The 13,007-nt window shown below is 36.8% G+C and carries 14 protein-coding genes; all 14 read left to right on the forward strand.

The features are described from left to right. Nucleotides 1–42: 42 nt before the first annotated feature. A complete protein-coding gene (gene prgC / locus AB1I62_RS00235) occupies nt 43–900 on the forward strand; it encodes a pheromone response LPXTG-anchored adhesin PrgC (RefSeq protein WP_002367673.1) in 858 nt (285 codons plus the stop codon). Between the two features lie 41 nt (nt 901–941). Then, nucleotides 942–1,841: a type III secretion system protein PrgD gene (locus AB1I62_RS00240; RefSeq protein WP_367018752.1), complete on the forward strand. Its 900-nt coding sequence runs from the start codon at nt 942–944 to the stop codon at nt 1,839–1,841. Between the two features lie 19 nt (nt 1,842–1,860). Then, nucleotides 1,861–2,295, forward strand: a complete 435-nt coding sequence (locus AB1I62_RS00245) for a hypothetical protein (RefSeq protein ID WP_002365857.1) — start codon at nt 1,861–1,863, stop codon at nt 2,293–2,295. A 46-nt stretch (nt 2,296–2,341) separates the two neighbouring features. Beyond that, nucleotides 2,342–2,569 (forward strand): hypothetical protein, encoded by a 228-nt coding sequence (locus AB1I62_RS00250; RefSeq protein ID WP_002399307.1) that lies wholly within the window; start codon nt 2,342–2,344, stop codon nt 2,567–2,569. 13 nt (nt 2,570–2,582) lie between these two features. Then, the gene (locus tag AB1I62_RS00255; protein WP_010711832.1) at nt 2,583–2,879 is read left to right on the forward strand and encodes a hypothetical protein; all 297 of its coding nucleotides are present in this window, start codon (nt 2,583–2,585) and stop codon (nt 2,877–2,879) included. Nucleotides 2,880–2,893: 14 nt separating this feature from the next. Continuing rightward, complete coding sequence (locus AB1I62_RS00260; RefSeq protein ID WP_002399309.1) at nt 2,894–3,694, forward strand: hypothetical protein; 801 nt, start codon at nt 2,894–2,896, stop codon at nt 3,692–3,694. A gap of 1 nt (nt 3,695) precedes the next feature. Then, entirely contained in the window at nt 3,696–4,049 is a 354-nt protein-coding gene (locus AB1I62_RS00265) for a PrgI family mobile element protein (protein ID WP_002367919.1), read from the forward strand. Next, entirely contained in the window at nt 4,003–6,393 is a 2,391-nt protein-coding gene (locus AB1I62_RS00270; RefSeq protein ID WP_002393745.1) for a VirB4-like conjugal transfer ATPase, CD1110 family, read from the forward strand. The genes AB1I62_RS00265 and AB1I62_RS00270 overlap by 47 nt, the downstream gene beginning before the upstream one ends. Before the next feature lie 11 nt (nt 6,394–6,404). Continuing rightward, nucleotides 6,405–9,020, forward strand: coding sequence for a phage tail tip lysozyme (locus AB1I62_RS00275; RefSeq protein ID WP_367018756.1), 2,616 nt, complete (start codon nt 6,405–6,407; stop codon nt 9,018–9,020). A 23-nt stretch (nt 9,021–9,043) separates the two neighbouring features. Beyond that, nucleotides 9,044–9,670 carry a hypothetical protein gene (locus AB1I62_RS00280; RefSeq protein ID WP_002398961.1) on the forward strand — a complete coding sequence of 209 codons (627 nt, stop codon included), beginning with the start codon at nt 9,044–9,046 and terminating at the stop codon, nt 9,668–9,670. Then, nucleotides 9,657–9,902, forward strand: coding sequence for a hypothetical protein (locus AB1I62_RS00285; protein ID WP_002365866.1), 246 nt, complete (start codon nt 9,657–9,659; stop codon nt 9,900–9,902). Before AB1I62_RS00280 ends, AB1I62_RS00285 begins: the two co-directional genes overlap by 14 nt. Further along, on the forward strand, nt 9,886–10,494 hold the full coding sequence (locus tag AB1I62_RS00290; protein ID WP_173958629.1) for a PcfA protein: 609 nt from the start codon (nt 9,886–9,888) through the stop codon (nt 10,492–10,494). Before AB1I62_RS00285 ends, AB1I62_RS00290 begins: the two co-directional genes overlap by 17 nt. A gap of 158 nt (nt 10,495–10,652) precedes the next feature. Further along, complete coding sequence (locus tag AB1I62_RS00295; protein ID WP_002386493.1) at nt 10,653–11,138, forward strand: PcfB family protein; 486 nt, start codon at nt 10,653–10,655, stop codon at nt 11,136–11,138. After that, the gene (locus AB1I62_RS00300) at nt 11,138–12,967 is read left to right on the forward strand and encodes a VirD4-like conjugal transfer protein, CD1115 family (RefSeq protein WP_367018759.1); all 1,830 of its coding nucleotides are present in this window, start codon (nt 11,138–11,140) and stop codon (nt 12,965–12,967) included. Before AB1I62_RS00295 ends, AB1I62_RS00300 begins: the two co-directional genes overlap by 1 nt. Nucleotides 12,968–13,007 lie beyond the last annotated feature (40 nt).

A 13,007-nucleotide genomic window follows, 5' to 3' on the forward strand; every position in this document is an offset into this window, starting at 1 on the left:
ACTTTAAAATCATAAATAAAAAATTATTTGGAGGAAATTACAATGAAAAAAATTATTTTATCAAGCTTGTTTAGTGCAGTACTAGTATTCGGTGGCGGAAGTATAACAGCATTCGCTGACGATTTAGGACCAACAGATCCAGCAACTCCACCAATTACTGAACCAACTGATTCTAGTGAACCTACGAATCCTACTGAGCCGGTGGATCCTGCAGAACCGCCAGTAATACCAACTGATCCAACAGAACCTAGCAAGCCAACCGAGCCTACAACACCGAGTGAGCCAGAAAAGCCAACAGAACCAACAACGCCAATTGATCCTGGAACGCCGGTTGAACCGACTGAACCAAGCGAGCCAACAGAACCTAGTCAACCAACCGAGCCTACAACACCAAGCGAACCAGAAAAACCTGTTACTCCAGAACAACCGAAAGAACCAACTCAACCAGTGATTCCAGAAAAACCAGCAGAACCAGAAACACCAAAAACTCCTGAACAGCCCACTAAACCAATAGACGTAGTCGTTACACCTAGTGGAGAAATTGATAAAACGAATCAATCGGCAGGAACACAACCAAGTATTCCTATTGAAACAAGCAACTTAGCGGAGGTAACACATGTACCAAGTGAAACTACTCCAATTACAACAGAAGCTGGGGAAGAAATTGTAGCAGTAGATAAAGGTGTTCCGTTAACCAAAACACCAGAAGGATTAAAACCAATTAGCAGCTCGTATAAGGTTTTACCTAGCGGAAACGTTGAGGTAAAAGCAAGTGATGGAAAAATGAAAGTATTGCCACATACAGGAGAGAAATTCACACTCCTTTTCTCTGTATTGGGAAGCTTTTTTGTATTAATTTCAGGATTCTTTTTCTTTAAAAAGAATAAGAAAAAAGCTTAATCAGAAAGAGTAATTTCGATAAATTTCTGTGAGGAAAGGAGGTGCTTTGCTTGTTTATTTTATTTACTACAAAGCAAAGTCATGTATTATTAAATGAATTAGGGTTTAATAGAAAAATTGACCTGGTACAAGGTATTGAACAGTTAACAAAAATCAATGCGGCTTTAAAAAAATCGACGGATCGAATTCTAATTACGTATGAGATTTATTACAACGTGACAGACGAGAAAGCTTTTGTAAGAGAAACAATGACTTTGCCGGTAGTTGAGGAAACTGTCCTCCAAAACATGGTACAGACTGTAGAAACCAATGAAGAAGTAAGACAAGAAGATTTAGAAGCGTTTCTCCACCTGTTCAAAAGAAATGTGAGTAATAAGCCGAAGAGAATAGGTCGTTCAACAGGTTCTTTAAAAAAGAAAGCAGAAAAGCAACAAAAATCAACAGTGTTTACAACAATTTCTCGCTATAGCTATTTCTCAGTGGCTTTACTTATATTTTTAGCAGTAGGTGTTTTTACAGGTGCGTCATTTGGTTCTCAAAGTAAACCAACGAGCCAAAATGATTCTAAGTTAGAGGAACGATTAACACATTTACAAGAACAAGTGCATGAGCAACCACAAGTTGATGTTGTTGCTCGGTTTTTCTTATCCAGTCTGTACTCTGGTGAAGAGAGTGACAAAGCCACGCAAAAGCAAGTTAAAAAGTATGTTTCTGAAGGAGTACTCAAAGAGATTAAGGGGTCTAAAGAACAAATAAGAACGCTATTTCTTTGGGAATCAAAAAAAGAAGGAAACCAATGGCTCCTTACGTACGTCGTTACCTTGAAAGTGGCTAAAGAAGAAACTGAAATTCGTCAAATGAAAGTAGCTATGGAAAAGAAAAACAATAATTATCAAGTAACAGAACTTCCAGAAGAAAAAGAATTTACTATTAATGAATAATAATTGAGGAGGCAATTCTATGAAATATGAACGTCCATTAAAAAGAGAGTCACAAATCAAGGAGTTTGAGTTAGGCACGCACGCGGCAGTAATTGAAAAAGTTCAAAAGAAACGGTCTCAAAAAGGGAATGATATGTTTTTACTCTCTCTTTTGGGAAAAAGTAACGAAAAAGGGGTTTATTTTCTTACCTTCGGGAATGATTATACTGAAGATAATTTACGCTATATTTTAGCCAGTATCCAAGACAACGGTGTAGAGATTCCAGATGTTGACTTTGGCTATAATCGAGAAACTTTTGAATTTCTGAAAGGTAAAGATGTCTATATTCAGGTTGAAGAACAAGAGTATAAAGGGAAAGTTAAACATGCGGTAACAAATTTTTTAACTCAGGATGAATTTGAAGAAAGCGAAGAAATGGAGTTTTCAGAAAGCAATACTGAAGAAGATTGGTAAAATAAGCCATTTCTTAGAATATAAAAACTGAAGGAGAGATAAAACTATGGATGTAGTCACAAAGATAGTTACATTAATTGGAACAGTCATTAGTGTAACGTCTGCAATAGGCATTTTATATGGTGTAAAAGAAATTCGTTCAGGTATGTCGAATGATGATCCACGAACACTTGATAAAGGAATAGAAAAAGTAGTTATTGGTGGGGCTGTTATTTTGGCAGTCGGCGGCGTGGTAGCTTATATCCTTGTTCAAATAGGTGCTATACGTTTTTAAGAGGAGGAAAAAAATGAAGCTATTAGTAGAAATGATAGTCAACGGTCAAACTGAATGGGAAGTTGTAGAAGAAGAAAATGCGCCACAGGCAATTATTCAGAGTCGAGGAGACTTTTCATTTGATGAGAATGGAGAGCTCATTGTCAATGATGATGAAATAAGTTATACAGGCGTGTTTGAGGTTTGCGAGACTAACTTATTGGATTTCACTGTTAAGGAAGCAGAAATCCATAGATTTTATCACAAAAAATTAGAAAAGCTAGGGATAAATCCTCTAACGTTTGAAAACTCGCAAGAAATACCTAACTGAGCGGAGGGGAAGCAATGAGAAATCCAAAAGGAACGACCGATCAGCTATTCAAAAGTCTAGCTGAATACAATCCAACAACGAATGAAGCCATGTCTAAAATAGCGAAAGTCCTAGTCCCTTTAGGAATCGCTATTTTAGGCATTCTTTTTATGATTGAATTGGCGAATACCCAAAAGAAATTTCAATCAGAAGACGGTGGTTTGACAATCGAGCTATTAACTAACATTGCATTGAAGTATGTGATCGCGTATGTCTGTATTATGGGCTCTGGCTACATTATTGATGGCATTGTCTGGTTTACAATTCAAGCAGCCAAATGGATTAATTCCATTGTAACAGCGACAGGAACAAGTGAAGCGATCCCACAAATGGAAAAAGTTTCTTGGTGGGCAAAACCAATTGTATTTTTCTTTCAAATATTTGCATATATTGCGTTAGTATTATCTAGTATTATTGCAAATATTCTTATTTTCTTACGAGGGGTACAATTGTATATGATTAAAGCTCTTGCACCGTTGTTTGTCGCGTTTTTTGTTCATGATGAATTACGTTCGATTGCCATGGGATACATGAAACAAATCATGGCCTATGCGCTTCAAGGCGTTCTGTTGGTTCTATTACTTGGGTTAATTCCGATATTAACAGCAAACGATTATCTATCCTTTGAATCTCTTGAAGGTGGCATTTTGGCAGGTGCTGGAGCGATCATCATTAATGTTATGACGTACTTTAATTTAATTTTAAAATATGTGGCAGTGATTATTCTTCTGGTTGGTTCACAAGGATTTGCCAAACGATTAGTAGGAGCGATGTAAAATGGCGATTAGTTCAGAATTTTATAAAGATCTATCAAAAGTAGAGAAAAAAATCTGGGGAATTACAGTCAGAGAATTTAAAGCGTATGTTTGCTTTGTTTTTATAGGGATACTTCTTCTGTTAGAAGTATTTTTTTTGCCTGATCTTTTATTTATGGTTTGTGCGCTAGTCACCTCGTTTGCGTTAGGGTGGTACCCTGTTTTATTAATGATGAATAAGTGGAAAGAAGTAAAAAGAGCTTTTTACTTACGCTTTTATTATGAGGAGCGAACCTTTCAGGCTGGGAAAATAAGGAGGTATCAAAAGGATGAATTTGTTCAAAAAGAAACAATCAAAGAAACAGACGTTATCTAGTAACGTTGAAAAAGTAGATAAAAAAGTAAAAAAACGTGTACAGCAACAAGCAAATCCTACCGTACAAGAGAGTATCTTTTATACGAGTCAGTTTGAAGAAGGGCTCATGCACATTGTAGAGGATGAGTTTTCTAAGTGCTATAAACTTGGAGAAGTGGACTACGAAATTGCTGTAGAAGAAGATCAATTAAACACGGTAATGGGGTATGCAGAAGGGTTAAATACACTAGACAAAAACTCTCGGTATCAGCTGTTGGTTGTTAATAAAAGAGAAGAAGAGTCGTTGATGGAAGACGTTTTATTGGCGTATCAGGGAGATCACTTAGATAACTACCGTCAAGAAATCAATGAAATTATAACGAAGCAGTATGAACAAGACGAGCGAAACTTTAAGATTGAAAAATATGCTATTTTCACTACAAAAAGTTCGTCCATGAAACAAGCCAACAAAGAGTTAGAAGGAATCATGCAGAACTTTGCCAATCGTTTTGAAGCCAACCAAATTAAATTAGAGGTAACCCCAATGACTGGCTTAGAGCGATTGTCTTTGTTCAGCTATTTTTTGCGCCACGGACAATATTTTGGCACAAGCTATCAAGATATTGCCGTATCAGGGTTAACGTCTAAAGCGTTTATTGTTCCAAGTAAAATCAAGTTTCCAAACAATAAAGCTTATTTTCGGTTAGGAGAAAACTACGCAGCTGTTTTAACCATTCAACAATACCCAAAATACCTAGAAGATAAGTTAATCAAAGAATTATGCGCTACAGGAAGAGAGCTAGCGATTAGCATTCATGCCAGACCTTATGACATGATGGAAGCCAGAAAGGCAATACAGGGAACCAAGACATTAAATGATGTTGCCATTCAAAAGCAACAGAAGCAAAACTTCAGAAGTGGTGTTTCAGAGGATGCGATTTCAGGAGAAGCAAAGGAAATCCAAGAAACAACGAATGCGTTAATGGATGAAATAAAAAATAATGGCCAAAAGTTATTTAATGGCCTATTTTCAGTTTTCTTAATTGCAGAAACAGAAAAGGAACTTTTAGAAGCTGTTGAATCGGTGAAAAACGTAGGAGCAACCTGGCAAGTTGTGTTTGATACGGTAGACAATTACAAAGAAGAAGCACTCAATACAATCTTACCGATTGGAAAACCTTACTTAGACGTTGAAATGAGTTATATGCGTGATCTAACAACAACAAATATTGCTACACAAGTCCCTTTTACCAATGTGGAATTACAAAGCCCAACAGGTCAGTTTTATGGCCGGAATCAGTTGACGAAGAACATGATTACTATTGACCGAAAAAAAGATTTAATTACACCAAGTGGGCTTATTTTCGGAACCTCTGGTTCTGGTAAAGGAATGGCGACCAAATGGGAAATTCTTTCAACGCGTTTAAAATTTCCGAAGGACCGCTTTTTAATTGTTGATCCAGAAAGTGAATACTTACCGATTGGGAAAGAATTGGATGCAGAAATACTCGATATCTCAATTGGTACAAAAAACCACTTGAATATTTTAGGAATGGTAGACAAGCAGTTATTGGATGAAGAGGACCAGGAACTTGATTTAGTTAAAGAAAAATCTAATTTGTTATCCACTATGTTTGAATCGCTACTAAAAAGCTATACGGACGTGGATGCGGGACTTGTTGACCGTGTGACGTTGTTGACGTATGAACGCTTTGAAAACAAAGAGACAGAGCCAACATTAGTCGATTGGTTTAGAATCTTAAAAGAACAAACGGATGAAGGTGCCAAAGAATTAGCGAATAAAGTGGAAACCTATTGTGTGGGTTCACAAGATATCTTTGCGCACCAAACGAATATCGACTTAACGGCACCCTTTATTGTCTTTAATACAAAAAAATTAGATGATCGCTTGAAAAAGTTTGCCATGAAAGTGATTTTAGATCAGTTGTGGAAACAAGTAGTATCCGGACAAGGAAAAGTAACGTTACATTTGTATTTTGATGAATTACAAGTCAATTTCACAACGGAAGAAGAAGCAGAATGGTTCTTAAATTTATGGGCGCGTATTCGTAAGTATGGCGCCGTGACAACAGGTATCACGCAAAACCCTACGACGTTATTAGACAGTAAAGCGGGGCAAAAAATGATTGCCAATAGTGAATTTTTGATTTTATTACGGCAAAAACCAATTGATTCACAACGATTAGTAGAAATTTTAAGTCTGACACCTGCATTGAAGAAGTATATCAATGATCGAGCCCCACAAGGAACGGGGCTAATTTCTGCAGGTGGGGTAGTTGTTCCGTTTGAAAATCCTATTCCAAAAGAAACACATCTATTTGAAATTATGAATACCGACGCTTAGGATGTGAGGACATGGTAGAAAATAAGCGTACTTGGAAAGAAAAAGTACATGTTGAAACTCAAGTAGAAGAGCGTCTTAGAAAAAATTTGACCTTAAAATCAAGAGAAGCGACGAAGTTGCAAAAAAAAGCATTAAAGACGACTAAAAAGGAGTTTAAACTTTCTAAGAAAAATTACAAGCAATCACTAAAAAAACATAAACTCACCTTGAAAACAGGGAAGGAACCATTAAGTATTAACCATTTACTGGATAAAAAGAAATTTGTAGAGCAAAAGAAACGCAAAAAAGCACAGAAAATTGCTTACAAACGAACGAAAAAAGTAGATGAAACGCGTGTCGTTAACCAAGTAAAAAGGGAAATCAAGGAAGGGTTGAAAAGAGAAGCGACGCAAAAAGTACGAACCACGTTAACGCAGGAAGATACACTGAATGAAGCAATGACCCTTTATGAAAAAACACAACAAGCTAAATTTAACATGCGTACAGCTTTGAAAACAGGAAAAACGGTTAAGAATCTTTCGGTGAAAACTGCAAAAGATACGTACGGATTGGGGAATCGCTTATTTAACTTTTCAAGAGGACGTGGGTTTCAGCGTACACCAAAAGACTTTACGTTAAAAAAACAACTTATGAAACAACTACGGAATCGCGCTATGCGCTTTAAAGCAGCAAAAGAAGCGAAGAAAGCCGAACAAGGTATTGGCTTGATTCGTTCTTTTTTTAATGGTCAGAAGACATTAGGGAAAGTCGCTGCATTGATTCTAAAAAATCCAATTTCTTGGGTTGTTTTATTGGTTCTTTTTCTTGTTTTTTTATTGAGTGGCGTTGCAAGTAGTACACAAAAACCAGCGATTGTTCAAGAAGAGGAAGATTTAACCGCTTCATGGACGTATTTTACTAAATTAGATGCGCAACATACAGACGATAACAACCAGTTTTATAGCAATATCGATGATGTTCTTTTCTACATGAATTATCGGTACGATGATTTTAAATTATTAGATATGGATTCCACTGGTACAAAGAATTTTGAAACGATTCTATCTGACTTATGGACGGCATTAAACGGAAAGAAACCTGATTATCAGTTGAAAACAATGCAAAGTTTAGAAACAGATAAGAAATCAAGTTATTTTATCGAAGAGGAACAAGCAAAGCATTATCAAGAGATAAAAAAAGAGTTAGGCTACCAAACATTGGATGATCTCCTTTCTTTTCCAGTAAAAACTGACGCTTTAATTGTCAATAAGCGCTATGGCTATGACAAATCAAAAGAGAAGCTCACCTTGTATCAAGGCATTGATGTATTGATTGAAGCTAATCAGCCGTTTCATTCACCAATGAACGGCCAAATCGTTTCGGTGCCTGATACAGAAACACTGGTTATCGAAAAAGAGAAAGTAGCTAGGTTAACGATTCGTGGTGTGAATACCCTTCGACTAACAAAAGGTATGGATGTTGAAGAAGGAACATTTCTTGGGAATACAAAGAATTCAACAGTTACATTCCAGTATGAAAAATATAAAAAAGAAACGAAAGACTGGTTTTTTGTAAATCCAGCCTTTTATTTTCCACGTGTAACCTACACGCAAACGACTCTTTTAGGAAGTGCAGATTTTTCTCCTGGAGCAAGTGTCGAAAAAAGAGCGCAAGCTGTTTATGATTATTTATCAAAAAAGGGATACACCAAAGAGGGAATTAGCGCGATTTTAGGCAATTTTTCGGTAGAAAGTGGCATTAATCCAAAACGAGCAGAAGGGGATTATTTGAACCCGCCTGTAGGTGCGCATGGGAATTCGTGGGACGAACCGAGTTGGCTTTCTATGGGAGGTCCGCAAATTTATGGGGGACGTTTTCCAAATATTCTCCATCGAGGACTAGGTTTAGGCCAGTGGACGGATACAGCTGATGGTGGTCGTAGGCATACGTTGTTATTAGACTATGCCAAAGGTAAAAATAAAAAATGGTACGATCTGCAATTGCAGCTGGACTTTATTTTTGACGGCGATGCACCAGGTTCACGAACAGCAGCAGACAATGTAGCAAGAAGTAAGGTGGCTGCAACTATTCCAGAACTTACTACTTATTTTCTAACTGTTTGGGAAGGAAATCCCGGAGACAAGTTAGGAGAACGAATTCAAGCTGCACAAAATTGGTTTACATTCTTTTCTCGATCGGGTACACCAATCGGTGGTTCTGGGAGTGAGGTCTTTGCGCAGTATAAAGAAAAAATGCAACCATTACCCACAGACAGAGAAACAAAAGCAGGACAAGGCTGGCTAGGCAATGCGTATGCGCCAGGGAATTGTACTTGGTATGTGTTTAATCGTTTTGCACAGTTAGGAAAAAGCATTCACCCTACTATGGGAAACGCCAATCAATGGGTGCATAACTACAGACAAACACCAGGAGCGACACTTGAATCAACTCCTAAAAAAGGGGATGCTGTTATTTTTACAAATGGTGTAGCTGGTTCTAGTACGCAATATGGACACGTGGCTTATGTGGAGCATGTAAACTCTGATGGTAGTTTTGTCATTTCTGAAATGAATGTCAGTGGTGAGTATTCTATGAATTGGCGTGTCTTAAAAAAAGAATCAGGCGAATACTTTATGCGCCTAAACTAAAAAGAAAGGAACCAATAAGAACAATGTATAATATGGAAAAATTAAGTAGATACAAGAAAATTGCCTTTATTGGTGGCAGCTTACTGCTTATTGTGCTTATTTTTTTGATTGGGCTTAGTGTTGGGCAAAGAAAACAAGTAAACACCAATGAAAAACAAGTAAAAGTTGAGAAAAAAGAGGAATTAACAACAAGTACGGTAAAAAAATTTTTGATTGCGTATTATACAAAAAAAGATCTTGGTGAAAATAGAAATCGCTATGAACCTTTGGTGACAAGCGCCATGTATAACGAATTAGTGAATGTAGAAAAACAGCCTGTTAATCAAGCGTATAAAGGCTATGTAGTCAATCAAGTACTTGATACGTATAAAATCTATATTGATACTGAAAACAACGAAGTCATTGTGGACGTCACGTATAAGAATACACAACGAACCAAACGAAATAATGATGAAGGAGCGTTGAAAAATCAGAGCAATCAAGAAGCGCTGAAATTAACCTTTGTAAAACAAGGCGCTAATTTTTTAGTGGATAAAATGGCACCAGTAACACTTACCAATGAATTACAAGAGGAGCCAAATTCATATAATACACATGTAGTAACGACAGAAGAATCAACAAAGGAGAGTGCAAACAGTGGGGAAAAGTAAAGTGAGTGAATTAGAAAAAAAGAAGGATCGAGTGGAGAAAGAGCTTAATAAAGCCAATGAACGTCTCGATACATTGAAACAGTCGATTGCTAAAAAAGAGAATGAATTGAAACAAATAGAAGCGGAAATTGTCAGTGCTCTATTAACAGAAAATAATTTATCTTTTAGTGAATTGACTGCGTTGTTGAGTGAAAAAGAATCAGGTGGTGAAGCAAGTGTTTATAGGGAATAAAACAACCTATCGCTATGAACTTCTTCATTCAAAAAATATTAAAGGCGAGGTGATCGACTCTACCGCTACACTTGTTCGTTATGTGATTGGCGTAAACAACGATCTTATTAAGAAGGAAGAAGAAGGGTGGCTTTATGTCGAAAAAATAAAAGAAGGAAAACAAGAGGACCAAATCCTTTATGGCAAGCGTATAGATTTACCAATTTTAGAAGATAATCCTTATTTTCATGATCTTTTAGATCCGTTTGATACAAAAAAAGTGATTCCTTTTGTAGAACTATTGCCTTCAGCTGTAGAAAATCAGGTAAAGCCAGAAGAAAAAAATAAAGAAACACAGGATATTGTAGAGTTAGAGAAAAACAACAAAACCACTATTACTACTGAAGAAAAGGAAACAACTGAATTAAAAGAGCAACCAGATGAAATGGCCGATAAAGAAACACAGAAGAAAATTCTGGAACAAAAGATTCAGTTTAAAAAAGACGAGTTAGCCACATTGACCGAGGAGATTGCGACTAAGCAGGAAGAAATCAATGACTTAGAACAAAAATTAAGTACATTTTCAAAGAAGCCAGAGGGACTTTATTTATAAAAAAGAGCTTTTTCTTAGCTAGTAAAAAGCCTCTTTTAGCTAAGAAATAAGGATTATCACTTTCCCTTACAATTGTTTACGGCCTATCAAAAAAGTAAAGAAACAAAAAAAGACTAGCAAAAATTGCTGGTCTTTTTTTGTAAAGGAGGAGATTTTTGGTGGAACAAAGAGAAATTGTACACCGCTATTATGTTTTAGGTACTAGTACTTTAGATAAAGTATTAAAAGTGCTGCTTAATTTATCCAGTGATGGTGTATTGGCGTTAAAAGACAAGTTTCTTCCTTTAAAAGGGGAAAATAATTTGTATAAGCTAATGAATCGTGAGGATCCACTGACTTCGGCGCAACTTCATGAAAAAGTGAATTTAAATAAGTTAAAAGAACAGTTGGAAGCCCAAGGGCTTCCTTTTGCGTTTAAAGAAACCAAAGAAGGGACTAACTTCTATTTTCGAGTAAAAGATACGGAACTTGCAAAGAAAGCCTTAGAACGCGTATTAACGGATATTAAGAAGAACCCACAAATGATTTTGCGTAAGCCAAATACCATGACTTTTGATGAACGGTTAGCCTACACTGCAGCCAATAAAAAATACGTGGGTAAAATCGATCAAACAAAAACAATCACAAAAGGAAGGAAACTGTAATGCAGACGTACAAAAAAGAACTGAAGCCGTATCTCTACCTTGGTGTTTTTCTATTTGTGATTGGCTTTGGAATAGGAAATTTCTTTTGGCTGTTACCAGGGACAGACTATTTTTCAAAAACGAATTATCTCTTTACAAAAGACATTCTGACGTATATCGAACAAACTTTTTATCGTTTTTTTATAACACCAAGTCTATTAGGATTTAGTGTAGGAGTACTTGGTTTTCTTTTAGGGCTATTAATGTATGTGCGAGATAATGATCGTGGAATCTACCGTCATGGAGAAGAATACGGTTCGGCTCGTTTTGCTACACCTGCTGAAATGAAAAAATATGAAGATCCAATTCCTGAAAACAATATTATTGTTAGTAAGCATGTAAAAATTTCTCTTTTTAATAAACGTTTACCAATCAAGCTACAAAAAAATAAGAATATCGCCATTCTAGGTGACTCTGGAGCGGCCAAAACGTTAGCTTTTATCAAAACCAATCTTATGCAACGACATGCCAGCTTTATCACAACAGACCCAGACGGTGGGATATTGCCAGAGATTGGACTTTTATTGAAAAAAGGAAAGTACAAGATTAAGGTCTTAGACTTAAACACGTTGTCAAATAGTGATACGTTCAATGTTTTTGAGTATATGCACTCCGAATTAGACGTGGACCGAGTTTTAGAAGCTGTCACCGAAGCAACAAAAGAAGGGGAAAAAACGACCGGGGAAGATTTTTGGATAAAAGCCGAAGGCTTATTGGTTCGCTCTCTTATTGCGTATTTATGGTTTGACGGTCGCAGAAATGATTATACGCCACATTTAGGAATGATTGCGGACATGTTACGCCACCTAAAACGAAAAGATAAAAATGTACCTAGCCCAGTGGAAGAATGGTTTGAGGAGTTAAACGAGGCCATTCCTGACAACTACGCTTACCGACAATGGACCTTGTTTAACAATTTGTATGAGAGTGAAACGAGAGCCAGCGTTCTAGGGATAGCTGCTGCACGTTACTCTGTTTTTGACCATGAAGAAGTGGTCAATATGATTCGTACAGACACGATGGATATTGACTCCTGGAATGAAGAAAAAACAGCGGTGTTTATTGCGATACCTGAAACTAATACGTCGTTTAATTTTATTGCAGCGTTGATGTTTGCGACAGTCGGAGAAGTGTTGCGAAATAAATCAGACCAAGTACGTTTAGGAAAACGAGTACTAGAAGAAGGAAAAGAACTCCTACATGTCCGCTTCTTAATTGACGAATTTGCCAATATTGGCCGAATTCCTCACTTTGAGAAAATGTTGACCACGTTTCGTAAGCGAGAAATGTCATTTACCATTGTTTTACAATCCTTAAATCAACTCCAAACCTTGTATCCAAAAGGGTGGCAAAACATTTTAAATGGCTGTGCGTGTTTACTATACCTTGGTGGAGACGAAGAAGAAACCACCAAGTATCTGTCTGCGCGTGCAGGGAAACAAACGTTATCTATTCGGAAACATAGCATGAACAAAGGAAATCAAGGTGGAGGATCTGAAAATCGCGATAAATACGGGCGCGATTTGATTGACAGGAGTGAAGTTGCGCTTATCGGAGGAGACGAGTGTCTGGTTTTTATATCAAAAGAGCATGTTTTTAAAGATAAAAAATTCTATGCTTTTCAGCATGACCGAGCAGATGAACTAGCAACAGGACCGACTGATGATAAGTGGTATACGTGGCGCCGATATATGACTGATGAAGAAGCTATTTTGGATAAAATCTCGGCAACAGATATTATTGACCATGGAGAAATTACAAGTGAACTGAAAGAAGAAACACACGTTTAAAAAGACGTGCGTTTTTTCTTTCAGAAAATAGAAAAAGGAG

This window comes from Enterococcus sp. AN402 (assembly GCF_040719405.1).
Taxonomy (GTDB): Bacteria; Bacillota; Bacilli; order Lactobacillales; family Enterococcaceae; genus Enterococcus; species Enterococcus faecalis.

Bases quoted from the DNA above. Each gene is read 5' to 3' on its own strand.
- prgC (WP_002367673.1), top strand. From the start codon at position 43: ATGAAAAAAATTATTTTATCAAGCTTGTTTAGTGCAGTACTAGTATTC.
- AB1I62_RS00245 (WP_002365857.1), top strand. From the start codon at position 1,861: ATGAAATATGAACGTCCATTAAAAAGAGAGTCACAAATCAAGGAGTTT.
- AB1I62_RS00250 (WP_002399307.1), top strand. From the start codon at position 2,342: ATGGATGTAGTCACAAAGATAGTTACATTAATTGGAACAGTCATTAGT.
- AB1I62_RS00255 (WP_010711832.1), top strand. From the start codon at position 2,583: ATGAAGCTATTAGTAGAAATGATAGTCAACGGTCAAACTGAATGGGAA.
- AB1I62_RS00260 (WP_002399309.1), top strand. From the start codon at position 2,894: ATGAGAAATCCAAAAGGAACGACCGATCAGCTATTCAAAAGTCTAGCT.
- AB1I62_RS00265 (WP_002367919.1), top strand. From the start codon at position 3,696: ATGGCGATTAGTTCAGAATTTTATAAAGATCTATCAAAAGTAGAGAAA.
- AB1I62_RS00270 (WP_002393745.1), top strand. From the start codon at position 4,003: ATGAATTTGTTCAAAAAGAAACAATCAAAGAAACAGACGTTATCTAGT.
- AB1I62_RS00275 (WP_367018756.1), top strand. From the start codon at position 6,405: ATGGTAGAAAATAAGCGTACTTGGAAAGAAAAAGTACATGTTGAAACT.
- AB1I62_RS00280 (WP_002398961.1), top strand. From the start codon at position 9,044: ATGTATAATATGGAAAAATTAAGTAGATACAAGAAAATTGCCTTTATT.
- AB1I62_RS00300 (WP_367018759.1), top strand. From the start codon at position 11,138: ATGCAGACGTACAAAAAAGAACTGAAGCCGTATCTCTACCTTGGTGTT.